The 20,213-nt window shown below is 69.2% G+C and carries 16 protein-coding genes; 8 read left to right on the forward strand and 8 right to left on the reverse strand.

All coding sequences use genetic code 11. From position 1 onward, the window contains the following. Nucleotides 1-14 precede the first annotated feature (14 nt). The 3 genes from J5T34_RS08065 to J5T34_RS08075 all read left to right on the forward strand — a co-directional run bounded on the left by J5T34_RS08065 (nucleotide 15) and on the right by J5T34_RS08075 (nucleotide 3,820). Nucleotides 15-1,007, forward strand: a complete 993-nt coding sequence (locus tag J5T34_RS08065) for a Bug family tripartite tricarboxylate transporter substrate binding protein (RefSeq protein ID WP_208579360.1) — start codon at nucleotides 15-17, stop codon at nucleotides 1,005-1,007. Between the two features lie 32 nt (nucleotides 1,008-1,039). Then, complete coding sequence (gene metC, locus J5T34_RS08070) at nucleotides 1,040-2,224, forward strand: cystathionine beta-lyase (protein ID WP_208579286.1); 1,185 nt, start codon at nucleotides 1,040-1,042, stop codon at nucleotides 2,222-2,224. A 504-nt stretch (nucleotides 2,225-2,728) separates the two neighbouring features. Further along, the gene (locus J5T34_RS08075; RefSeq protein WP_208579287.1) at nucleotides 2,729-3,820 is read left to right on the forward strand and encodes a porin; all 1,092 of its coding nucleotides are present in this window, start codon (nucleotides 2,729-2,731) and stop codon (nucleotides 3,818-3,820) included. Here the strand turns inward: J5T34_RS08075 and J5T34_RS08080 are convergent. Further along, nucleotides 3,811-5,352 (reverse strand): glycine betaine ABC transporter substrate-binding protein, encoded by a 1,542-nt coding sequence (locus tag J5T34_RS08080; protein WP_208579361.1) that lies wholly within the window; start codon nucleotides 5,350-5,352, stop codon nucleotides 3,811-3,813. The two genes, J5T34_RS08075 and J5T34_RS08080, sit on opposite strands and share 10 nt — an antisense overlap. A gap of 317 nt (nucleotides 5,353-5,669) precedes the next feature. Between J5T34_RS08080 and J5T34_RS08085 the strand changes: the two genes are divergently transcribed. The 3 genes from J5T34_RS08085 to J5T34_RS08095 are packed head-to-tail and all read left to right on the forward strand — an operon-like array spanning nucleotide 5,670 to nucleotide 9,424. Next, the gene (locus J5T34_RS08085) at nucleotides 5,670-6,719 is read left to right on the forward strand and encodes a LysR family transcriptional regulator (protein ID WP_208579288.1); all 1,050 of its coding nucleotides are present in this window, start codon (nucleotides 5,670-5,672) and stop codon (nucleotides 6,717-6,719) included. A gap of 20 nt (nucleotides 6,720-6,739) precedes the next feature. After that, on the forward strand, nucleotides 6,740-8,209 hold the full coding sequence (locus J5T34_RS08090) for an NAD(P)-binding domain-containing protein (RefSeq protein WP_208579289.1): 1,470 nt from the start codon (nucleotides 6,740-6,742) through the stop codon (nucleotides 8,207-8,209). A gap of 45 nt (nucleotides 8,210-8,254) precedes the next feature. Then, complete coding sequence (locus J5T34_RS08095; RefSeq protein ID WP_208579290.1) at nucleotides 8,255-9,424, forward strand: CMD domain-containing protein; 1,170 nt, start codon at nucleotides 8,255-8,257, stop codon at nucleotides 9,422-9,424. A 210-nt stretch (nucleotides 9,425-9,634) separates the two neighbouring features. Here the strand turns inward: J5T34_RS08095 and J5T34_RS08100 are convergent, their stop codons facing one another. The 3 genes from J5T34_RS08100 to J5T34_RS08110 form a co-directional block, all read right to left on the reverse strand. Then, complete coding sequence (locus J5T34_RS08100) at nucleotides 9,635-12,709, reverse strand: DNA translocase FtsK (protein WP_208579291.1); 3,075 nt, start codon at nucleotides 12,707-12,709, stop codon at nucleotides 9,635-9,637. Nucleotides 12,710-12,805: 96 nt separating this feature from the next. Beyond that, nucleotides 12,806-13,219 (reverse strand): DoxX family protein, encoded by a 414-nt coding sequence (locus tag J5T34_RS08105; protein ID WP_174106938.1) that lies wholly within the window; start codon nucleotides 13,217-13,219, stop codon nucleotides 12,806-12,808. A gap of 271 nt (nucleotides 13,220-13,490) precedes the next feature. Further along, nucleotides 13,491-14,456, reverse strand: a complete 966-nt coding sequence (locus J5T34_RS08110) for a LysR substrate-binding domain-containing protein (RefSeq protein ID WP_208579292.1) — start codon at nucleotides 14,454-14,456, stop codon at nucleotides 13,491-13,493. A 150-nt stretch (nucleotides 14,457-14,606) separates the two neighbouring features. Here J5T34_RS08110 and J5T34_RS08115 point away from each other — a divergent pair, with 150 nt between their 5' ends. Further along, a complete protein-coding gene (locus J5T34_RS08115) occupies nucleotides 14,607-15,230 on the forward strand; it encodes an FMN-dependent NADH-azoreductase (RefSeq protein WP_208579293.1) in 624 nt (207 codons plus the stop codon). Between the two features lie 221 nt (nucleotides 15,231-15,451). After that, a complete protein-coding gene (gene egtB, locus J5T34_RS08120; RefSeq protein ID WP_208579294.1) occupies nucleotides 15,452-16,753 on the forward strand; it encodes an ergothioneine biosynthesis protein EgtB in 1,302 nt (433 codons plus the stop codon). 216 nt (nucleotides 16,754-16,969) lie between these two features. Here the strand turns inward: egtB and J5T34_RS08125 are convergent, their stop codons facing one another. From J5T34_RS08125 to J5T34_RS08140, 4 genes are all read right to left on the reverse strand, one after another. Next, nucleotides 16,970-17,686, reverse strand: a complete 717-nt coding sequence (locus J5T34_RS08125) for an ankyrin repeat domain-containing protein (protein ID WP_208579295.1) — start codon at nucleotides 17,684-17,686, stop codon at nucleotides 16,970-16,972. After that, on the reverse strand, nucleotides 17,679-18,476 hold the full coding sequence (locus tag J5T34_RS08130) for a TatD family hydrolase (protein ID WP_208579296.1): 798 nt from the start codon (nucleotides 18,474-18,476) through the stop codon (nucleotides 17,679-17,681). The genes J5T34_RS08125 and J5T34_RS08130 overlap by 8 nt, the downstream gene beginning before the upstream one ends. 14 nt (nucleotides 18,477-18,490) lie before the next feature. Continuing rightward, a complete protein-coding gene (locus tag J5T34_RS08135; protein WP_208579297.1) occupies nucleotides 18,491-19,027 on the reverse strand; it encodes a GNAT family N-acetyltransferase in 537 nt (178 codons plus the stop codon). An 84-nt stretch (nucleotides 19,028-19,111) separates the two neighbouring features. Then, complete coding sequence (locus J5T34_RS08140; RefSeq protein WP_208579362.1) at nucleotides 19,112-20,143, reverse strand: DNA polymerase III subunit delta'; 1,032 nt, start codon at nucleotides 20,141-20,143, stop codon at nucleotides 19,112-19,114. Nucleotides 20,144-20,213 lie beyond the last annotated feature (70 nt).

Below are 20,213 nucleotides of genomic sequence, written 5' to 3' on the forward strand. Positions count from 1 at the left end.
CCCTGTCCCTGTCGATGCTCGGCCTGCTGACCGCGGTGCAACTGAGCGCGGCCCCGATCGCCACCGCCAGCGCCAGCGCCAACGCGCAGCCGCTGACGCCGGTCGGCGGCTATCCGAGCCAGCCGATCCGCTTCGTCTCGCCCTTCCCCGCCGGCGGCGGCAATGACGCGATCACCCGCATCGTCACCAACAAGCTGGCGGCCGTGACCGGACAGCCCGCGGTGGTCGACAACCGCGGCGGCGCCGGCGGCAATATCGGCGCGAAGCTGGTGGCCGAGACCAAGCCGGACGGCTATACGCTGCTGACCTCGCAGGTCTCGCTGATGGCGGTCAATCCGACGCTGTACTCGTCGGCCGGCTTCGATCCGATCAAGAGCTTCACGCCGATCACACAGCTGAACGCCGCGCCGCTCGCCATCGTCGTGCCGGCCGAATCGCCGCTGAAGACCTTCGCCGATCTGGTCGCGCAGGCCAGGGCCGAACCGGGCAGGCTGACCTATGCGACGCCGGGCAACGGCACTTTGTCCCATCTGGTCGGCGTGGTCCTCGACAAGGACCACAAGATCGCGCTGACGCACGTGCCCTACAAGGGCGCGGGACCGGCCATCACCGACCTGCTCGGCGGCCAGGTGACGACGCTGATCACCTCGACCTCGTCGATCGCGGGCTTCGTGCAGAGCGGCAAGATGCGCGTGCTGGCGGTGACGAGTCCCAAGCGCCTGGGCGTGTTCGCCAAGGTGCCGACGCTCGACGAGCTCGGCTACAAGAACACCAGCTTCGAGGACTGGTACGGCATCTTCGCGCCGGCCGGCACCTCGCCGGAGCGCGTCGCCTATCTGCGCGCGTCGATCGCACAGGTGCTGCAGTCGCCGGAGGTCGTCAAGCTGATCCACGACGGCGGCAGCGAGGTCGTCGCCAGCACGCCCGAGGCCTTCGCCGCGCAGCTCAAGAGCGATATCGCCAAGTGGTCGCGCATCGTCAAGCTGTCGGGCGCGAAGATCGACTGATTCGACTGATTGCCAGCGCCCGCTCCGACGCCATGTCCGACTCCACCCAACATTCGCCGCTGACCACGCTGATCCACGCCGGCAAGGCGCGCGACTACCCGGGCGGCCGTCCGGTCAATCCGCCGGTCGTGCGCAGCAGTACGGTGCTGTTCGACACCGTGGCGCAGCAGCGCGACGCGCGCGCACGGCGTGGCGAGGCGCGCCTGTTCACCTACGGCGCCCGCGGCACGCCGACCAGCTTCGCGCTCGAGGACGCGGTCTGCGCGCTCGAAGGCGGCCATCGGACGCGGCTGTTCCCGACCGGGCTCGCCGCGATCGGCATGACGTTGCTGGCCTATCTGCGCCCCGGCGACCATGTGCTGATGGCCGACTGCGTCTACGAACCGGTGCGCCATCTGGCCAACACCTTTCTGCGCGACCACGGCATCCGCGTCGATTTCTACGCCGCCGACGGCAGCGATATCGAACAGCGGATGCAGCCGGCCACCCGCATGCTGTACGCCGAATGCCCGGGCTCGCTGGTCTACGAGATGTGCGACCTGCGCCGGCTCTCGGCATTGGCGCGCCAATACGGATGGCTGCTCGTTGCCGACAACACCTGGGGCTCCGGCCTGCAATACCGGCCGCTGGCGCTCGGCGCCGATGTCTCGATCATGGCCGCAACCAAATATCTGTCGGGCCATTCGGACGTGATGATGGGCACGGTCACGACCACCGAGGACGCCTGGCCGCCGCTGTCCACGCTGGCCGACAGCTTCGGCATCGCGGTCAGCCCCGACGACGCCTATCTGGTGCTGCGCGGCATCCGCAGCCTGGCGCCGCGGCTGGCGATGCACGAGGCCAACGCGCTGGCGGTGGCCGACTGGCTCGCGCAGCGGCCCGAAGTCGCCACGGTGTTCTGCCCGGCGATGCCCGACGATCCCGGCCATGCGCTGTGGCAGCGCGACTGCACCGGCACCAACGGCCTGCTTTCTTTCGAGCTGCGCGGCCACGATGTCGCCGCCGCCGAGCGCTTCGTCGATGCCCTGGCGCTGTTCGGCATCGGCGCCTCCTGGGGCGGCTACGAGAGTCTCGCCACGCTGTCGGACCTCAAGCGTGCGCGCAGCGTCAGCGACTGGTCGGCCCGCGGTCCGATCGTCCGGCTGCATATCGGGCTGGAGGATCCGCGCGATCTGATTGCGGATCTGGAGCGGGGGTTGGCGGCGATGGGTCGTTAACACGCTGTCCGATCAGGAGCAACGCGTTTAAAGCGGGCCTCCGATCGTTCAAAAAATGCCCGTTTTCGCGAACATCGTTTAGACGTCACACGGCCCCTCCCGCACGGGCATTCGCACACCACGTTTCGGACCTCGCCCGGAATGCGGGTAAACTACCGCCCGTTCGCCGTACCGGGGTCGACCCGGAACATGCCTTCACCGTCCGCCCTGCCATAGCCGGAACGACGCGCGAGGTGGGCGCCGGCGAACCACGCCACTGGGCCTTCGGGCCCACTCTCGCGGCGCCGGACCGTTCGGCACCGCCCAGGCTTGCCCGGCTCCACTGCCGGCATTCGCCGCCAGCAAGGCAACGTCGCCCACTTCGACCTTCGCCCGGGACGCGCGCCACCGCGCCGCGCCCGATGACGACCCGCGTGCCCGCGCGGGACTGGTACCGCAGGCCATCGGCCTGACGGATTCGCCGGCGCGCCACGCGTCGGGCGGTCCGACCTCGGAGGACAATCCATGAAGAAGACAGCCAGCCCCTGGCTGCTGGCGGCCGGGCTTTTGCCCGTCGCCGCTTTCCCTGCCGCCGCGCAAGCCGAGCCCGGCGTCACGCTGTACGGCATCGTCAGCTCGGCGGTGCGCTACACCTCGAATCTCGACGGCCATCACAACGATCAGGCGGCGCTGGTCTCCGGCGGCATGGTCGGCAGCCGCTTCGGCCTGAAGGGCGACGAAGACCTCGGCGGCGGCAACCACGCGATCTTTCAGCTCGAAGCCGGCGTCGGCAGCGACGACGGCCGCCTCGGCTACAACGCGTTCTTCGGCCGGCAAGCCTATGTCGGCCTCAAGGGCAACTGGGGCAGCCTGACCTTCGGGCGCCAGTACAACGCGCTGAACAATATCGGCTGGGCCTTCAATCCGCTCGACCAGGGCTGGGGCAACTTCTGGTCGGATCCGCTGTACCTGGGCGGCGACATCTTCATCCAGGACTACCGCATCAACAACAGCGTGGTCTACCAGCACACGATGGGCCCGCTGACCGTGCAGCTCGACTACGGCGCAGGCGAGCAGCCCGGCAGCCTGGTCCGCGGCACCACGCTCGGCGGCGGCGCGCTGTACCAGCAAGGCGCGATCGCGTTCGGCGTGGCGTACGACCAGCGCAAGAACGACGACGGCAGCGGCACGGTGCGCAACTACACGGTCGGGGGCTCGTATGCGTTCGGCAAGGCCAAGGCGTTCGTCGGCCATATGGGCCGGCGCGAATCGGCGAGCGATGCGCGCCATGCGATCGCCTTCGCGGGCCTGGGCTACCAGCTGACGCCGGCGCTGCATCTGTCGGGCGCCTACTACCGCTACTGGCAGAACGGCAACGTGGCCACGCAGTTCCAGGACGTGCCGGTGCCGCTGGGCAGCGGCAACGCCGACAGCATCGCGGTGGTGGCGGACTATGCGCTATCGAAGCGGACGCACGTCTACGTCGAGGCCGATGCCGCCCGTGCGCGTGGCGGTGCGGTCGGGCGCGAGACCGAGTACTGGGCGGGCACGCCCGCGCTCGATGTCGACAGCACCACGCGCATCGGCGTGATGGTCGGCATGCGTCATCACTTCTGAGCGTTCCGAGCGTTCTCGGCGCTGCGCTGCCCGCGGAACAGCAGCCAGCGCTCGATCCCCTCGAAGACGCCCTGCGCCAGCAGCGCAAGCAAGGCCGAGGGGATCGCGCCGGCCAGCAGCAGCGTGTCGTCGTTGAGCGCGAGGCCGGTGGCGATGCGTTCGCCATAGCCGCCCGCGCCGACGAAGGCGGCGACGGTCGCCGTGCCTACGCTGATCACGACCGCGGTCTTGATGCCGGCCAGAATCACCGGCAGGGCCAGCGGCAATTCCACATGACGCAGGCACTGGCGGCCGGTCAGCCCCAGCGCGCGGCCGGCATCCGACAGGCCGGCCGGCACCTGCTGCAGCCCCGTGCAGGTATTGCGCACGATCGGCAGCAAGGCATAGAGAAACAGCGCCACCAGCGCGGGCCATAGCCCGATACGGCCCAGCAGTGGAATCAGTCCAGCCAGCAGCGCGAGCGACGGCACCGTCTGCAACATGCCGGCGATCGCCAGCACGACCTGCCCCAGCCGCCGCCGGCGCGCAGCGACCACGCCCAGCGGCACGCCGACCACCACCGCGGCGCCCACGGCGCCGGCCACCAGCGCCAGATGCTGGCGCGTCAGCCGCCAGGTATCCGGTCCCAGCAAGGCCCCGAGCAACCGCGCCCGCTTGTCGGCGGACTGGTCCGCCGCGGCGCCATCGCCTGCCAGAAAGCGCCGCGCCACCGAGTCGAAGCTGGCGCCGTCCAGTTCCGCCTGCGCGTTCATTGCGATCATCCGCTCGCCGTCGATGCGGCCCTCGAGGCCGGCGATCGCCCGCCATGCGGCCGGATGGCGCTGCGGCACATCGAGCCGATACATCACGATGGCGTCGTAGCGCGGAAACACCTGGCGATCGTCTTCCAGCACGCGCAGCCGATAGGCGCGGATCTTGGCGTCCGTCGAATAGATGTCGATCGCATCGACCTGTCCGGCGGCAAGGGCCTCATAGGCGATGCCGTGGTCGAGCCCGATCGGCCGCTGCGGCAATCCGTACCGGCTGGCCAGCGTGGGCCAGCCGTCGGCGCGGCCGAGGAATTCATGCGACAGACCCAACCGCAGCGCTGGCGCCTGCGCCAGGTCGGTCAGCGTGCGCAGATTGGCAGGCGCCGCGGCGGCTTGCGGACCTTTGCCGTCCTCGCCGCGCACCGCGATCGCGTAGGTGTTCTGGAAGCCCAACGGCACGGCCGCGCCGAGCCCCAGCGGCGCCAGCGCGGCGTGGATCTGCGCCAGCGTGGCGGTGGGCGGCAGCCGGAGCAGCTCGGCGGCGACGGTGCCGGTGTAGTCCGGATACAGGTCGATGCTGCCGGCGCGCAGCGCGGCGAAGACGATCGCGGTATTGCCAAGGCCCGCCAGGTGGCGCGCGGGGCCGGCCGTGGCCGCGGTCTGGGTCAGGATTTCGCCGAGGATATAGGACTCGGTGAAACGCTTCGAGCCGATCTTCAACGGGGCGTTGCCGGCTGGCGGATCGCCCTGTGCCCAGCTGGAGGGCGGCACGCCGCAGAACATCAGCAGCGCCGCAAGCTGGACCAGCAGCTTGTCCAGCCGCGCACGCAACAGCGGGCCAAAGGACCGGCCGCTTGATTCCCTCATCCCTTCTCTCCAGGCGCACGATCGCCCCATGATAGCGACCCGCCGCCCGGCCGGTCCTCGGTTCGATCCATGAAATCGCGGCTCGGGCGCAGAAGCGTATGCCGAAATAGTATTTGCCTTCGGCATCATAAGCGCGCAAGAATGCGATATACGCATAGTGGATGGGGGCGCAGCCCTACTCCCAGGTGCCTCCAAATTCCACTCGAGCGCCCACTCGAACGTCGTATCCGATCATGGAAATCCGCCAGCTCGAAGCCTTCGCCGCAGTGATGTCGACCGGCAGCGTGACCGCCGCCGGCCGTCTGCTGGGGCGCTCGCAGCCGGCGATCACGCGCTCGATCCAGGAGCTGGAGAGCGAGCTCGGCTTTGCGCTGTTCGCCCGCAGCGGGCCGCGCGTCAGCCCGACCGAGCGCGGTTTTCTGCTGTACGAGGAAGTCGAGCCGGTGTTGCTTGGCATGCAGCAGATCCGCGCCAGCGCCGCGGTGATCGGCCGCGAAGGCAGCCGCTCGCTCAATGTGGTGGCGACTCCGGCGCTGGCCGCCGGGCTCGTGCCGGCCGCGCTGGCCGCCGATCCGGCGCTGCCGGCGCAGATTCATCTGCACAGCGCCTCGCCGGAGAAAGTCGTCCACGCGGTGCTGACCGGCGCCGCCGAGGTCGGCGTCACCAGCCTGCCGCTCGAGCATCGCGGCGTGGCGGTGCACTGGATCGGCGAGGTGCAGTGCGTGGCGGCGCTGGCGGCCGACGATCCGCTGGCGGCGGCCGATTCCGTGCCGCTGGCCGCCTGCGCCGAGCGGGCACTGGTCACGATGCAGAACCCCTACCGGCTGCGCCAGCTGGTGGACCGGGCGCTGGAAGACGCCGGCATCGCGGTGCCGCGCCGGATCGATACCAATACCTCGCTGAATGCCCTGGCGCTGGTGCGCGCCGGGCTCGGGCTCGCGGTGCTGGAGCCCGTCACGGCCTACGGCTATCCGGTCGATGGCGTGGCGGTGCGGCCGATCGACGTGCCGATCCCTTTCCACTTCTGCGTGATCACGCCGCAGGGACGGCCGCCGACGCCGGCGGTGCAGAGCCTGACCGAACAACTGGCGCTGGCGGCGGCCCGCCTGCTGCCCGGTTTCACGCGGCGCGACGCCCGCGAGGGCGACAGCCTGGCGATGCAATATCAGGCCAGCGCTGACGTCGGCAACGACAGCGGCCACGACCGTGACGACCCATCCGAACCAGGCGCACAAGATCCGTGCGCGCGCCGGCAGCCCGCGCTGTCCCGACAGAACGATTGAATTCTTCAGACGTGCCATCGATGTCCACGACCCCATCCCCTCTTCCCCCTGCTCCCGCCGGCCTGCCCGCGCTGGAAGCCCGTCTGCGCCAGGACCTGGCCTGGCTGGACCTGCCCGCGAGGCCGTGGGTTCCGCCGCGCGAGTTCGCCGGTGCGCCGGTGCTCGACGTCGCCATCATCGGCGGCGGCATGGCCGGCCTCGCGGCGAGCGCGACGCTCAAGCATCTGGGTATCGACGCGCGCATCTTCGACCGCGCGCCGGCGGGTTTCGAAGGCCCCTGGGCCACCACCGCGCGCATGGAGACGCTGCGCTCGCCCAAGCAGCTGACCGGCCCCGCACTGGGCCTGCCGGCGCTGACCTTCCGCGCCTGGTACGAGGCGCAGTTTGGCACTGCGGCATGGGACGCGCTCGACAAGATTCCGCGGCTGCAATGGATGGACTATCTGCGCTGGTATCGGCAGGTGCTCGATCTCGACGTGGCCAACGAGCACACCGTCGACACCGTGCTGCCGCGCGCGGACGGCCTGGTCGAACTGCAGATGACGACGCCCGCCGGGCCGCAACGCGTGATGGCACGCCGCGTGGTGCTGGCCACCGGCCGCGACGGGCTCGGCGGCGCGCAGGTGCCCGCCTTCGCGCAACACCTGCCGCCTCATCTGTGGGCGCATTCGTCCGATCCGATGGACTACCGCGTGCTGCGCGGCAAGCGCGTCGGCGTGGTCGGTGCCGGCGCGTCGGCGATGGACAGCGCCGCCACCGCGCTCGAAGCGGGCGCGGCCAGCGTCGACCTGCTGATTCGCCGCGCCGAGATTCCTCGCGTCAACAAGAGCAAGGGCTCGGGCAACCCCGGGCTGACGCACGGCCACTACGGCCTGCCCGACCAGTGGAAATGGCGGCTGCGGCATTACATCAACAGCGAACAGGTGCCGCCGCCGCGCGGCAGCACACTGCGCGTCTCGCGCCACGACAATGCGCGCTTCCATGTCGGCTGCCCGATCGAGGCCATCGAAGTGCGCGGCGACACGCTGCACGTACGCACCGCCAAGGGCGTGTTCGAACTGGACTTCCTGCTGCTGTCGACGGGCTTCCGCGTCGATTTCGGCGCGCGGCCGGAGTTTTCCGCGATTGCCTCTCACATCCGGCTGTGGCGCGACCGCTTCCAGCCGCCAGCCGGCCAGGACGACCAGGAACTGAGCGATTCGCCCGACCTGGGCCCGGTATTCGAATTCCAGGAGAAGACGCCCGGCGCCTGCCCCGGCCTGTCGCGCGTGCATTGCTTCTGCTATCCCGCCGCGCTGTCGCACGGCACGATCTCCGGCGATATCCCGGCCATCAGCGACGGCGCGCGCCGGCTGGGCCAGGGTATCGCCGCGCTGCTGTACCAGGAAGACGTCGAGACGCATTTCGCCGCGCTGCAGGCCTATGCCGAGCCGGAGCTCTACGGCGACGAATGGACGCCGGCGCCGCCGCCTTCGCAGCCGAGCCAATGAACGCCGCTTTCTTCCGCTGACCGCTTACCTTTCCCGCCTGACACCATGACTGCTTCTTCGACTCAAGCCAACGCCACCGCCGAACTGGACCTGATCGACCGCCTCGCCGGCCTTGCCGCCGGCAGCGCCACGCATGCGCTGCGCCATCAGCGCGACAAGGTCGCCATCGCCACCGAGGGCAGCTATCGGGCGCTGTTCGATCCGGCCCTGCCCGGCCTGACGCTGACCGAACGGCTCGCGGTCGCGTTGTACGCGTCGCGTCTGACGCCGTCGGCAGAACTGGCCGCGCACTATCTCGATCGCCTGCAGCAGGCCGGCGCCGATGCGGCGACGGTGGCCGCGATCGACGGTGCCCGCCTCGATGGCGTCGCCGATGCACGGCTGCGTGCGATGCTGGCCTTCACGCAGAAGCTGATCGAGAAACCGGTCGAGGGCGACCGCGCCGCGCTGCTGAGCCTGCCGGCCGCCGGCCTGGCGACGCCCGAGGTCGTGACGCTGGCGCAGCTGATCGCCTTCCTGGCGTATCAGGCGCGGCTGGTAGCGGGCCTGCGCGCGTTGAGCGGCGCGTCGCAAGGGCAGGCACTGCCGAGCGGCCTGGCGCCGGCCGCAGCGGCCACGACCAGGCCCGGCGACACCATCCGCATCAACGGCTTCACCAACGAAGTGCTGGACTGGAAGGCGTGGCTCGACGTGGTGCCGGTCGAGCGCGCGACGCCGGAGCAGATCGCGGTGCTCGAGGAAAGCCATCCGAAGGCCAAGGTCTCGGACTATTACCTGTTCCTGGTGCACCAGCCGGAAATCCTGCGGCAGCGTTCGGCGGCGTTCAACGCGATCATGTACGCCCCCGGCGGCATGGCGCGCGACGAGCGCGAACTGGCCAGCACCGTGGTGTCGTGCGTCAATGGCTGCGTCTACTGCGCATCGGTTCATGCGCAACGCTTCGAACAGCTGGCCAAGCGCAACGACGCGATCGCGCAGGTCTTCGACAATCCGCGCACGGCGGGCACTACCGCACGCGAACAGGCGATCGCGCGCTTCTCGGTGGCACTGACCGAGCATCCCGACCGCATCGGCGCGGCCTCGCTGACGGCGCTGCGTGACGTCGGATTGAGCGATGCCGAGATCCTCGACGGCATTCACGCCATCGCGATCTTCGCGTGGGCGAACCGGTTGATGCTCAATCTGGGCGAGCCGGTGGTGGCAGTGCAGGCGTAAGGGGTCGTTGGGCCGCTGCTGCCCTCTCCCCGACCCTCTCCCGCAAGCGGGAGAGGGAGAACACCGACGGAATTTTTTGCCCTCCCAGCTTGCGGGGGGGAAGAACACCGAAGCCTTTGCTGTCGCGCTTGGTTGCTCCCCTCGCCCGCTTGCGGGAGAGGGGCTGGGGGAGAGGGCAAGCGGCGCCCGCCAACCACCACCGTCAACCCTCTACTCCTGCCCCCCAGGCGCCAGCACATCGCGTGCCCCATTGCGCCCCATCGGCGAAACCAGGCCCGCCACCTCCATCTGTTCGATCAAACGCGCCGCGCGGTTGTAGCCGATGCGCAGATGGCGCTGCACCGCCGAGATGGACGCGCGGCGCGACGTCAGCACGAAGGCCGCGGCTTCGTCGTACAGCGGATCGACCTCGGCATCGCCGCCGGGCCCGTCGCCGAACAGATCGCCGCCACCGGCCTCGGCCGGATCGGGCGCCAGGAGCGCGTCGTCGTAATCGGGCTCCCCAAACTGCTTCCAGTGCTCCACCACCCGATGTACTTCGTCGTCGCCGGCGAAGGCGCCGTGCACCCGTTGCGGGTAGCCGGTGCCCGGGGGCAGGAACAGCATGTCGCCCTGCCCCAGCAGGCTCTCGGCGCCCATCTGGTCCAGGATCGTGCGCGAGTCGATCTTCGACGAGACCTGGAACGCAACGCGCGTCGGGATATTGGCCTTGATCAGGCCGGTGATCACGTCGACCGAGGGGCGCTGCGTGGCCAGGATCAGATGGATGCCGGCGGCCCGCGCCTTCTGCGCCAGCCGCGCGATCAGTTCCTCGATCTTCTTGCCGGCGACCATCATCAGGTCGGCCAGCTCGTCGATCACGACCACGATCAGCGGCAGCGTCGACAGCGGCTCGGGCGCATCCGGCGTCAGCGAGAAGGGATTGCGGACCTTGTCGCCGGCCGCCTCGGCGGCGCGGATCTTCTGGTTGTAGCCGGCCAGATTGCGCACGCCGAGCGCCGACATCAGCCGGTAGCGCTTCTCCATCTCGCCGACGCACCAGTTCAACGCATGCGCGGCCTGCTTCATGTCGGTGACCACCGGCGCCAGCAGATGCGGAATGCCCTCGTAGACCGACAGCTCCAGCATCTTCGGGTCGATCATGATCATCCGCACATCGTCCGGCGTGGCCTTGTACAGCATCGACAGGATCATCGCGTTGATCGCCACCGACTTGCCCGAGCCGGTGGTGCCGGCCACCAGCAGGTGAGGCGCGCGCGCCAGATCGGTGACCACCGGATTGCCGGTGATGTCCTTGCCCATCGCCAGCACCAGCCGCGAGGCATGGGCCTGGAACGACGAGGCGGCGACGATCTCGGACAGGCGGATCATCTCGCGGCGGGCATTGGGCAGCTCCAGCCCCATGCAGGTCTTGCCGGGAATCGTCTCCACCACGCGGATCGAGCTGACGCCGAGCGCGCGCGCCAGATCCTTCATCAGGCCGACTACCTGCGCGCCGCGCACGCCCATCGCCGGCTCGACCTCGAAGCGCGTGATCACCGGCCCGGCCGACGCGCCGACGACCGACACCGGCACCTTGAACTCGGCCAGGCGCTGTGCGATCAGTTCGCCGGTTTCGGCCAGATGCTGCTCGGAGACCTGCTCGGCGTGTTCGACGGCCGGCTCCAGCAGGCCGATGCCGGGCAAACGGTAGTCGACGATGCGCGGCGGCGGCGGTGGGGCAATCGGGGGAGCCGGGACGACGACGGCGGCCGGTTTCGATGCGGCGTTGGCGGCGGCAGACTGTGCGGCGACTTCGAGAGGCACAGCGCGGCCGACCACGGCCGGCACCACGATCCGGGGCTTTTGCGCCGGGGCCGGGGTTGCTGCCGGTTCGGATTGTTCCGGCGGCATCGCCGGCGGTTCGGGTTCCGGGCCAGTGTCGAGCTCTGGCTCTGGCTCTGGCTCTGGCTCGGGTTCGGGTTCGGCATCATGCCGGGACTCGGGCTCCGGCAGCGGATCATCCGCCGGCACGTCGATGCGCTGCGGCACGGCCTGGGCCTCAGCCTCGACCGCGTCTTGCTTCGGTTGCGCGATACTCGCTGTCTCTTCCACCCCGCCCAGCGCGCGCAACTCCGCCAGCAAGGCCTGCGCCTCGGCGCGGATCGCCTCGTAGGCGGCGGCCTGTTGCGCGTCGTCGGCTGCATCGCTTTGTTGCGGGTCGACCGGCGCGGTCAGGTGTTCGGCTTCGATCGCGACCTCGGACAGCGCAGCAACACCCTGCTCCGCGAGCTGCACCGGTGCGGAAGATTCGGCAGACGCCGCAGCCGATGCCACGCCGCTGCCATTCATCGGCGCAGCGGTTGCCGCCGTTGATTGCGGTTGCGGCTGAGGTTGGGACTGAGGTTGGGACTGAGGTTGGGGCTGTGCCGCCGGCAGCGTCGTGATCGCATTGCGCAAGCCCAATTGCGGCTGATGGAAGGGGCTCGCAACGACGGTGGCGCGCAATGGCCCGCGCGAGGGAGCGGAGGCGGCAGCGGATGCGGTCGACGCGGCGGCAGCCGTCGGGACAACGCCTGCCGGCCGGGAAGCCGTCGAAGCAGCCGCCCTGACCGGCGTGGGCTTCTGCGCTTGCGATGCTGGCGCAGAAGCAGGCGCGGACGGCGCCGGTTTGACCGTACGGGTCGGCTGCGTCGGATGCAGCCAGATTTCGCCTGGCTGGGGCGGCGATACGCGCGTGCGCGGCGGCGGTTGCCACGCCGGCGCGCGCCGTGCCGATACCGCTTCGATGCCCTTGTGCCGCGCGGCGGGCCGCCGCGCGCTGTCATCGCCGACCGGCGTCCAGCGCGTTGCCACCGGAGCCGGCATGGAGGCTTCACGCACCGGCCGCCCGGCAGCGGGCGCCGTGTCATCGGCCGAATCCGCCGCCGCGGCATGGCGCCGCGGCTTGCGCGCAAACAGGCTCGGCCAGGTTTCGCCGAACACCATCGGCGCGGCCAGCGCCAGCACACCGAGCATCAGCAGCAGCGCGCCGGTCCAGCCGAACAGATCGGCCGCGATGCCGGCCACCCCTGCCCCGGCGGCTCCGCCAGAGGACGCCGTGGGCTCGCCGTCGGGCGAAGCCGACGAATGCGAGGTCAGCGCTTCGAGCGCCGCGCTCGCGCACAGCGTCAGCGCACTGCCAAGCCAGACGCGCAGCGTGCCGGGCCCGGAAAACACCGGCTGCCCCGCCAGCATGCGCGCCACCATGCGCCACGCCAGCGGCAATAGCCAGAAGGTCGACAATCCGAACCAGCCCAAACCCATATCGCTACGCCATCGAAAAAACCACGGGCAGCGATTGTAGCGGTTATGCAGCCGGTGCCGGCCCTGCCACAGCCAAAAAACGCCGCACGGGGCGTATCAATTCAGCGGTCCGCCCGCTCCGCCGACGCTGAAGCGGCCCGCGCCGAGCAGCATCACCGCGACCGCCGCGCCGAGGAACATGCCCTGCAGCTCCAGTTCCCAGCCGCCGCTCTTGTTCAGCATGCCGAGCTGGTGCATGTGGACCAGGCCGATCGCGAACAGCATGTTGATGACGATCACCAGCGCCGCGGCGCGCGTCCACAGACCGATGATCAGCAGCACGGGCGCCAGCACTTCGCCGATGTAGACGCCATAGGCCAGCACCGACGGCAGCCCCGCCTGATCGACCATCTGCGCGATGTTGCCGGGGCCACTGATGACCTTGGCGATGCCGTGCAGCAGGATCAGTATCCCCAGCACGATGCGAAGCACCGCCTTGCCCAGATCCTGCGAACCATGAGTAGCAGCCATCGATGTCACTCCTTCGGTGTTGACGCGAGCGGATCCGGAAGATCGGTCCCGCGGTTTCGCCCCGGGTTGAAAGCGCGCGGGCCGTTTGTCCCGGCGCGCGCTGTTTGTTGTAGGCGCCTTGCGCTGCACGCGCAACGCCCCTGTACCTTAGCTCCGGTTCGCGTGGAGGTAAAGCCGCAAATGCGTCCCGAGCCCTTGCTGGGCGCGGGGTGTGGCGCCGATGGCAAACACGGTGGCAAACCCGGCGGCAAGCCCGGCGGTAAAACCGCGCTCAACCCGGCGCGTTCGGCGGCACCGGCTGATGCATGCCCGGCGGCAGGATCGGCTGCATGCCGGCCTGGCGCACGTTCTCTGGCAGGATCTCGGTCAGGAAATCCAGGAAGCGCCGCACCGCCGGCGGCATGCCGGTCCGCGACGGAAATACCGCGTGCAGGGTGCCGACCGGCATCCGCCATTGCGGCAGCAAAACCTCCAGCTCGCCGCGCTCGATCGCCTCGCGGCAATACATGCGCGGCAGCATCGCGACGCCGATGCCTTCGACGGCCGCCGACAGCAGCACGGCGAATTCATCGCAGACCAGCCGGGGATCGTAGGGAATCTGCGTGGGCGGCTCGTCGCCGATGCTCAGGTTCCAGACGTGCCGCCCGTCGTGCGGCTTCTGGCCGACGCCCGGCACGCCGGCCAGCGCCTTGGGCGTGCGCGGGCGGCCGATCGCGTCCAGCAGGCCGGGACTGGCCACCAGCGTCAGCGGGCTGGAGCCGAAGGTGCGGATCGCCAGCGACGAATCGTCGAGCACCTCGCGCACGCGCAGCGCCAGATCGTAGCCCTCCCCGATCACGTCGACGCGCCGGTTGGTGGCGTCGATCTCGACCCGCACGCCCGGGTTCTCGCGCATGAAGCGCCCGATCGACGGCGCCAGCAGGTTCTGCGCGATGCCGACCGCGCAGGCCACGCGCAGGTGGCCGCCGGGCTGGGCGCGCGCCTGCTCGACGACGTCGCGCGCGGCCTGCGCCTCCGACAGCATCGCCTTGCAGCGCTCGTAGAACGCCTCGCCCAGCGGCGTCACCCGTACCTGCCGGGTGGTTCGCCGCAGCAGCTGCACGCCGAGCTCCTTTTCCAGTTGGGCGATGCGCCGGCTCAGGCGCGACTTGGGCACCCCGGTGGCGCGGCTGGCGGCCGAGAAGCTGCCGTGCTGCACCACCTGGGCATAGAGGAAGAGATCGTTGAGGTCTTGCATGGTCGCCATCGTAAGGGCTGAACGGCCGGATCGTCCGACGCAATTCGTTCTATGGATGGAACAATAAATTGCATTATGGACCACTACCGACATCAATCGCCAGCCTTTATCTTTCACCTCATCCAAACCAAACCCGATGTGGAGAGCGTGATGAAGATTCTGCAAGTCGATTCGAGCGTACTGGGCGACAACTCGGTGTCGCGCAGCCTGACGGCGCAAGTGGTGGCGGATCTGCGCGCCCGCCATCCGGAGGCCACCCTGACCGTGCGCGACCTGGACAAGGAAGCGGCGCCGCATCTGTCCGGCCATCTGCTGCCCGTGCTGGGCGGCCCCAAGGACGGGCTGGACCCGGTGCAGCAAGCCGAACTGGAGCGCACCGAGGCCTGGCTGAAGGAATTCCTCGAGGCCGACGTGCTGGTGCTGGGCGTGCCGCAATACAACTTCGGCATCCCGAGCCAGCTCAAGGGCTGGATCGACCGGATCGCGCAGGCCGGCCGTACCTTCCGCTATACCGAGACCGGGCCGGTGGGCCTGGCCGGCGGCAAGAAGACCATCGTGGTGTCGTCGCGCGGCGGCGTGCGTCAGGACCCGAACGGCCTGGACCTGCACGAGGTCACGATCGATACGGTGCTGCGCTTCCTCGGCATCACGGACATCACCTATGTCCGTGCGCACGGCCTGGCGATGGGTGCGGAATACCGGGCCGCGGGCCTCGATGCCGCCAAGCGCGATGTGGCCGCGCTCAACGACGAGGACGGCCGCCTGGCTGCCTGATCGCGCGCCTCGGCAAGACCGCTGACGGCGCCCCGCCGTCAGCGGCTGTCCGACTCCCCGCAGCAAGGGATCGCGTCTATGATGGAGCGGTTCGTACCTGCGGTTTCGGCGTACGCCCACTCGGGGGAGCTGGCGCTGCCGCGCGATGCGCGGGCTGGCCGGAACCGGCCACGGCGACGGTGCCAGGCAGGCACCGCTGCGCCATCGACCCCGGAGCCCGCATGCCCTCTTCCCTGTTGCCCGCCAGCGTCGTCCACCCTCCCCAGGAACCGGCGCTCTTGTCCCGGTATCGCCATATCCGCGCCGCCACCGAAGCGATGGTGGCCGATATCAGCGACGCCGACGCGACGGTGCAATCGATGGACGATGCCAGCCCGGCCAAATGGCACCTGGCCCATACCACCTGGTTCTTCGAGGAATTCGTGCTGACGGCGCGACTGCCCGACTACGAGCCGGTCGATGCGCGCTACCGCTATCTGTTCAATTCGTATTACGAGGCGGTCGGCGCGCGCCACCCGCGCCCGCGCCGCGGCCTGCTGAGCCGGCCCACGCTGGACGAGGTGCTGGCCTACCGCGAAGCGGTCGACGAGGCGATGTTCGATCTGCTGATGCGCGCGCAGACCGACGAGGAGGCCGCGCTGATCGAGCTGGGCCTCAATCACGAGCAGCAGCATCAGGAGCTGTTGCTGACCGACATCCTGCATCTGTTCGCGCAGAATCCGCTCAAGCCGGCCTTCGCGCCCGAACTGGTGGCGCCGGTGATCGCCGACCCGCGGCCGGCGCCGGAGTGGCTGACCTTCCCCGGCGGCGTGGTGGCGATCGGCCACGAGATAGGCCAGGACCGCGAGGGCTTCGCGTTCGACTGCGAGGGACCGCGGCATCAGGTACTGCTGCGCCCCTATCAGCTCAGTTCACACCCGGTGACCAACCGGCAGTGGTTCGAATTCATCGAGGATGGCGGCTATCGCACCGCCGGCCTGTGGCTGTCCGATGGCTGGCACTGGGTCTGCGGGCAAGGCATCGAGGCCCCGCTGTACTGGGAGGAGCGCGACGGCACCTGGTGGCAGATGACGCTGCGCGGCATGCATCCGGTCGACCCGGAGAGTCCGGTCACCCATATCAGCTATTACGAGGCCGACGCCTTTGCGCGCTGGGCCGAGCGCCGGCTGCCGACCGAGGCCGAATGGGAACACGCCGCGCGCAATCTGCCGGCCACCGGCAATTTTCTCGAGGGCCGCGCGCTGCGGCCGCTGCCGGACCGGCAGAACACCGCCGGCGCGCTGCGGCAGATGTACGGCGACGTCTGGGAATGGACCGCCAGCGCCTTCCTGCCTTACCCGGGCTTCCGCCCGAGCCCCGGCGCGGTCGGCGAGTACAACGGCAAGTTCATGAGCAACCAGATGGTGCTGCGCGGCGGATCGTGCGTGACACCGGAATCCCACATCCGCGCGACCTACCGTAATTTCTTCTATCCGCACCAGCGGTGGCAATTTACCGGCGTACGGCTGGCGGACGACGCTTGAGTGGCTGTTATCGCGATCGGCTTGATGTCTTTTGCTCGATCGCCCGCTCTGGCGATGGTTGGCTCCCTCTCCCGCTTGCGGGAGAGGGCTGGGGAGAGGGAAACAGCGGCCCACAATCCGGCGCCGTCGGCCATGGCGAGCGCCCTTGCCCTCTCCCCCGGCCCCTCTCCCGCAAGCGGGAGAGGGGAGACAAGCAACGGGTCTAGCGGCACTGCCTTACCACCCCGCCTTGCCCTTCCCCTTGCCCCCATCCATCGGCGTATCCGGGAACTGCTTCTGCCAGCGCGAGCGCAGTCCCTGGGCGATCTCCGGCTGGTTGTAACGGTCGGCAAAATCGATCGCCGTCATGCCCTGCTGATTGCGGATCCGTATGTCGGCGCCCTCGTCCAGCAGCAGCTTGACCGTCTCGATATGGCCGCCGCGCGTGGCCATCATCAGCGGCGTGGTGCCGTTCGGGCTCTCCGCGTCGACATAGGCCGAATGATCGAGCAGGTAATGGACGATCTCGCGGTGACCGTTGGTAGCCGCGTAGTGCAGCGGCGTCCAGCCGGTCTTGTTGATCTCGACCTGGCGCTGCTCGACCATCAGCTTGACCATGTCCAGCTGGCCCTGCAGGCTCGCCATCATCAGCGCGGTCTCGCCGGCGGCGTTCGGCTTGTCGAAATCGAGGTTCTTCGCCTGGATCAACGCCTCGGCCGCCTTCAGCGATTTCTCGCGCAGCGCCGCCACCAGCAGCGGATCGCCGCGGCGGTCCGTCAGGTTCGGATCGACGCCGCGCGACAGCAGCTTCCGGACCTCATAGCCGTTGTCGAGCTCGACCGCCAGCCGCAGGTCGTCGGCCGGCGCCGCCAGCACGGGCAGCGCGCCGCCGGTCAGCGCCGCGGCCAGCACGGTAGCCAGCAAGGGGACACGCCACGACTTGATATCAAGCATTAGCAGTCCTCTCTATGTGCTTGAACAGATTGAAGAAGTTATCCGTCGTCTGCTGCGCCACCTGCTCCACCGGCAGCCCGCGCAGCGTGGCGATGAATTCGCCGACGTGCCGCACCCAGGCCGGCTCGTTGGTCTTGCCGCGATACGGCACCGGCGCCAGATACGGCGAATCGGTCTCGATCAGCATGCGGTCCAGCGGCACCTTGCGGGCGGTCTCCTGCAGATCGACCGCGTTCTTGAAGGTGACGATGCCCGAGAACGAGATATGGAAACCCATGTCCAGCGCCTGCCGGGCGACGTCCCACGTCTCGGTGAAGCAGTGCAGCACGCCGCCGACGGCGCCCGCATCCTCTTCGCGCATCAGCCGCAGCGTGTCCTCGGCCGACGAACGCGTATGGATGATCAGCGGCTTGCCGGTCTGCCGCGCGGCGCGGATATGGGTGCGGAAACGCTCTCGCTGCCATTCCATCTCGTCGACGCTGCGGCCGTTGAGCCGGTAGTAGTCGAGCCCCGTCTCGCCGGTGCCGACCACGCGCGAATGGTTCGACAGCGCGACCAGCCGCTCGACGGTCGGCTCCTCGGCGCCGTCCTCGTAGTCCGGGTGCACGCCGACCGAGGCGTACAGATTGGCATGCTGTTCGGCCAGCGCCAGCACGCGCGGGAAATCCTCCAGCGTCACCGAGATGCACAGCGCATGGGTGACCTGGTTCTCCCGCATATGGGCCAGCAGTTCGGGCAGCCGCGCGGACAGGTCGGGGAAATCGAGATGGCAGTGGGAATCGACAAACATGGCAGATCGGGTAATCAGGCGGATCGGGACGATTGGGCGCCCTGGTCGACGCGCCGTCCCACGATGATCAGGTCGCGCTCGATGCCGTCGAGCACCGCGACGCGCGGCAGCTCGCCCCAGCGGGCAAAGCCGAGCCGCTCGAACAGCGCCAGGCTGGGGGCGTTGTGGCCGAAGATGAAGCCGAGCAAGGTGTTGACCCCGACCGCAGGCGCGTGGGCCATCGCCCGTTCCAGCAGCAGCCGGCCCAGGCCCTGGCCGCGATAGCGATGGTCCAGGTAGATCGACACTTCGCTGGTGGCGCCATAGGCCGGACGGCCATAGAAATCCGAATAGCTGAGCCAGCCGGCCAGCTGACCGCCGGCGTCCTCGACCACCCACAGCGGCCGGCGCTCGGGGCCGTGGGCGTCGAACCAGGGCTGGCGCGAGGCAACGCTGACCGGCTCGGTGTCGGCCGTGACCATGCGCGAGGCAACCGTGCTGTTGTAGATCGCGACGATGCCGGGCAAGTCCTGGCGCTGTGCGTCGCGCACGGTGAAACCGCTTGCTTCCATATTTCTCTTCTTTTAAATCAAGTCGTTATCGTTGAAACTTCAAGTCTTGCATCAGGGTTGCGCAGCGGTCTGCACGGGCCGCGGTCACGCCGGTTGCCGCTCGAACAGCTGCCGGTAGTCCATCAGCACCGCCTCCATCACCAGCCGCGCCGCAAGCGGATGCTGCTCGTGGCGACGGTGCTGCACCAGCCGGGCGGCAAAGGCCTGCAGCCGGTGGGCGTCGGTGCCCGCGGCGCAGCGCTGCAGCGCCGCCGCCTCGCCGGGGAAGTAGCGCGCGCCGCCCCCGCCGCCCAGGCACAGTGCCAGCAGATCGTAGGTCCAGCGCTGCAGGATGCCCAGCACCGACGGCACGGGCAGCTTCTGCAACTGTTCGGCGGCCGCCAGCGCGTCCAGGCTCGGGCCGGCGGCCAGCTGGCCGACCAGCCAGCGCTGCAGCGGCAGCTCCTCCGCCTCGGCCGCATGCAGCGCGGTCAATGGCGCGCCGCCAGCCTGGGCCAGCTGGGCCGATGCATCGGCCACGCCTTGCGCTTTCAGCCATTCGAGTGCGGCCGGCTGGCCTGGCCGGCGCAGCGCGACCTGGCGGCAGCGCGACAGGATCGTCGGCAGGATCCGGTCGATGCGGTCTGTGACCAGCAGGAATACCGTCGCGGGCGGCGGTTCTTCCAGCGTCTTCAGCAGCGCGTTGGCGCCTTCGTGCTGCAGCGCATCCAGCGGGTAGATCACCACCGGCCGCAGGCCCGAGCGATGGGTGCCGATGCCGACCGCCTCGATCAGCGCCCGCACCTGCTCCATCCGGATGATCTTGCTGGGCGCCTTTTTCTTGCCGCCGCCGTCGTCGGCCTTGGCGTCGGCATCGGATTCGGCGCCTTCCATCGCTTCGGGCCGCACCACGGTGAAGTCCGGGTGATTGCCCTGGCTGAACCAGTGGCAGGCAGCGCAGGTGCCGCACGGCTGCCCGTCGGCGAGCGGCGTGTCGCACAGCAACGCCTGCGCAAAGTGCATGGCCAGGTCGCGCTTGCCGATGCCTTGCTGCCCATGCAGCAGCAACGCGTGCGGCAGCCGGTCGCGCAGCGCCATCAGTTGCCGCCAGTCTTCGGTTTGCCAGGGATAGAGCATGGAAATCAACGAGTTATCGGCAGAAGTTGATGTAGCTTGAGAGAAATGGGGGTCGTTGCGGATTTCGCAA

Source organism: Cupriavidus gilardii (assembly GCF_017598945.1).
GTDB classification, from domain to species: Bacteria; Pseudomonadota; Gammaproteobacteria; order Burkholderiales; family Burkholderiaceae; genus Cupriavidus; species Cupriavidus gilardii_E.

Bases quoted from the DNA above. Each gene is read 5' to 3' on its own strand.
- J5T34_RS08065 (WP_208579360.1), top strand. From the start codon at position 15: ATGCTCGGCCTGCTGACCGCGGTGCAACTGAGCGCGGCCCCGATCGCC.
- J5T34_RS08080 (WP_208579361.1), bottom strand. From the start codon at position 5,352: ATGTTCTGCGGCGTGCCGCCCTCCAGCTGGGCACAGGGCGATCCGCCA.
- J5T34_RS08085 (WP_208579288.1), top strand. From the start codon at position 5,670: ATGGAAATCCGCCAGCTCGAAGCCTTCGCCGCAGTGATGTCGACCGGC.
- J5T34_RS08115 (WP_208579293.1), top strand. From the start codon at position 14,607: ATGAAGATTCTGCAAGTCGATTCGAGCGTACTGGGCGACAACTCGGTG.
- J5T34_RS08100 (WP_208579291.1), bottom strand. From the start codon at position 12,709: ATGGGTTTGGGCTGGTTCGGATTGTCGACCTTCTGGCTATTGCCGCTG.
- J5T34_RS08135 (WP_208579297.1), bottom strand. From the start codon at position 19,027: ATGGAAGCAAGCGGTTTCACCGTGCGCGACGCACAGCGCCAGGACTTG.
- J5T34_RS08095 (WP_208579290.1), top strand. From the start codon at position 8,255: ATGACTGCTTCTTCGACTCAAGCCAACGCCACCGCCGAACTGGACCTG.
- metC (WP_208579286.1), top strand. From the start codon at position 1,040: ATGTCCGACTCCACCCAACATTCGCCGCTGACCACGCTGATCCACGCC.
- J5T34_RS08140 (WP_208579362.1), bottom strand. From the start codon at position 20,143: ATGCTCTATCCCTGGCAAACCGAAGACTGGCGGCAACTGATGGCGCTG.
- J5T34_RS08090 (WP_208579289.1), top strand. From the start codon at position 6,740: ATGTCCACGACCCCATCCCCTCTTCCCCCTGCTCCCGCCGGCCTGCCC.
- J5T34_RS08125 (WP_208579295.1), bottom strand. From the start codon at position 17,686: ATGCTTGATATCAAGTCGTGGCGTGTCCCCTTGCTGGCTACCGTGCTG.
- J5T34_RS08110 (WP_208579292.1), bottom strand. From the start codon at position 14,456: ATGCAAGACCTCAACGATCTCTTCCTCTATGCCCAGGTGGTGCAGCAC.
- J5T34_RS08075 (WP_208579287.1), top strand. From the start codon at position 2,729: ATGAAGAAGACAGCCAGCCCCTGGCTGCTGGCGGCCGGGCTTTTGCCC.
- J5T34_RS08105 (WP_174106938.1), bottom strand. From the start codon at position 13,219: ATGGCTGCTACTCATGGTTCGCAGGATCTGGGCAAGGCGGTGCTTCGC.
- egtB (WP_208579294.1), top strand. From the start codon at position 15,452: ATGCCCTCTTCCCTGTTGCCCGCCAGCGTCGTCCACCCTCCCCAGGAA.
- J5T34_RS08130 (WP_208579296.1), bottom strand. From the start codon at position 18,476: ATGTTTGTCGATTCCCACTGCCATCTCGATTTCCCCGACCTGTCCGCG.